The sequence below is a fragment of the Streptomyces swartbergensis genome, assembly GCF_002148965.1.
GTDB lineage: Bacteria > Actinomycetota > Actinomycetes > Streptomycetales > Streptomycetaceae > Streptomyces > Streptomyces swartbergensis.
In genome coordinates this window covers 1-1744 of record NZ_NGFN01000660.1, presented here as the reverse complement: position 1 = coordinate 1744, position 1744 = coordinate 1, and the positions used below count along the sequence as shown (strand labels likewise).

Below are 1744 nucleotides of genomic sequence, written 5' to 3'. Positions count from 1 at the left end.
GTCATGGCCCCAGCCTGCCGACGGGGGCGGGGGCGGGGCATCCGTACAGGTACTCAGAGCCGGTACTCAGATCTGCCGCCCCGCTCCGGGCAGGCCCCTCCCCCCGGTTTGAGACTTTCCGCCTTCCGCTCCTGGCGACAGCTCGAAAAGCGCCAAGAAGGAGTTCAATGAAACCATTGAAGGCATGAAGTTCCTTCTCGAAGTCACCATGGACGACGCGGCGTTGGCCGAGGACCCGGCGGGCGAGCTGGGCCGGATCCTCAGGTACTGGGGCGGCAACCTGCGCCACTACGCGCTCCGGCCCGGGGACGGGTCGGTCATCTACGACTCGGAGTACCGCGAGGTGGGCCGCTGGAGCGTGACCGGTCAGGCGGAATAGGTCTCCCGCAGCGCCGTCCGGCAGAGCGCGTCCGCCCTGCGCGTGGTCTCCGGGAGGCGGTACTCGGGGGTCAGCGCGAGGGTGTGGGCGCAGGCGTTCGCCAGGGTCACGCGGTGGCCGACGGAGACGAAGACCGGCTTGACGCCGTCGCGCGTGCGCAGTGCGCGGCCGACCTCCTCGGAGCCGGCGAGCAGCGGGGAGGTGCTGCCGCGCGGGGTGTCCGGGTCGTCGTAGGTGAAGATGAAGGGGTTCTTGGCGACGCCGATCGTGGGCAGGCCGGTCAGGACGCCGAGGTGGCCGGCGAGGCCGAAACGGCGGGGGTGGGCGAGGCCGTAGCCGTCGCAGACCACCAGGCCGGGCGGGCACGGCAGGGCGTCGAGGGCGGCGAGGACCGTGGGGATCTCGCGGAAGGCGAGCAGTCCGGGCACGTAGGGGAAGGAGACCCGGCCCACGGCCGTGGCCTCGGCGACGACGTCGAGACTCGACGCGTCCAGGACGACCGCGGCCGCCGCCACGACGTCCCGTTCGTCGTCATAGGCGACGTCGACCCCCGTCACATGGCCCGCCCCGGGCGGCGGCCCCGGTTCGTCGAGGATCACGCGCTCGCGGAGTTCGTCCTGGACTGCGCGGGCCTGTTCCTCGGTGGCGGGCCAGTCCTCGGGAATGCGTACGGTCGTCATGGTGCCCCTGAGCCTATGGGCTGGTGAGGCTGGGGACCGCCGAGCCTGTGGGCTGCCGGCTAAGCCTGTGGGCTGCGCCAAGGCCGGTGGGACCCGGGAGTCCCGCCGGCCTCGGGGGGCGTGCGACTCACTTGCCCAGTGCGCGCTGGAGCTGGCTCTTGTTCATGTTGGAACGGCCTTCGACGCCGCGGCGCTTGGCCTCCTGGTACAGCTGGTCGTAGGTGGGCCCCTGGGACCCCTGCCCCGACCTCTGGCCGCCGCGCTTGCCGGACGACATGTCCTTCGTCGACGTGCGGCTGGCCGTCTTCGACTCGCCGGAGCGGGCACGTTCCTTGTTCACCGTCCGCGAGGCGATCTCCTTGGCGCGGCCGGTGCTCTCGCCCCGGTCCTGCGCACTCTTCTTGATGTGCTCGTACTGGCGCTCCCGCTTGGAGCTCGAACCGCGTGGCATGACCGCTCACTTCCTTTCAGCTTCAGTGAACGAGTACCCACATTGCCAACAATCAGGGCATACCGCGCGCTCAATGCTCCAGGCGGGCAACGCGCCCCTTTTCGCCGGCCGCCCAGCACCCTTGGTCCGGGGTGCAGTCGACGGTGTCGTAGGAACCGGTGTCGACCGTGCGCCAAGTTCGGCCGCCGTCCGTGGTGAGGTCGGTGCCGGTGGGGCCGACGGCGAGGGCGGCGG

Annotated in this window: 3 protein-coding genes and 1 pseudogene; 1 reads left to right on the top strand and 3 read right to left on the bottom strand. The window is 71.0% G+C overall.

Annotated features, from left to right (window positions below):
* Positions 1-184 precede the first annotated feature (184 nt).
* Complete coding sequence (locus tag CA983_RS43335) at positions 185-379, top strand: hypothetical protein (protein ID WP_107500359.1); 195 nt, start codon at positions 185-187, stop codon at positions 377-379.
* On the opposite strand, the gene CA983_RS43330 is transcribed toward CA983_RS43335, so the two are convergent.
* The 3 genes and pseudogenes from CA983_RS43330 to CA983_RS48700 form a co-directional block, all read right to left on the bottom strand.
* Positions 367-1059, bottom strand: coding sequence for an endonuclease V (locus tag CA983_RS43330; RefSeq protein WP_086606073.1), 693 nt, complete (start codon positions 1057-1059; stop codon positions 367-369). The genes CA983_RS43335 and CA983_RS43330 overlap by 13 nt on opposite strands.
* Before the next feature lie 127 nt (positions 1060-1186).
* Positions 1187-1510 carry a hypothetical protein gene (locus CA983_RS43325; RefSeq protein ID WP_010042867.1) on the bottom strand — a complete coding sequence of 108 codons (324 nt, stop codon included), beginning with the start codon at positions 1508-1510 and terminating at the stop codon, positions 1187-1189.
* A gap of 70 nt (positions 1511-1580) precedes the next feature.
* Positions 1581-1744, bottom strand: a pseudogene (locus tag CA983_RS48700) (oxidoreductase); the annotation flags it as partial.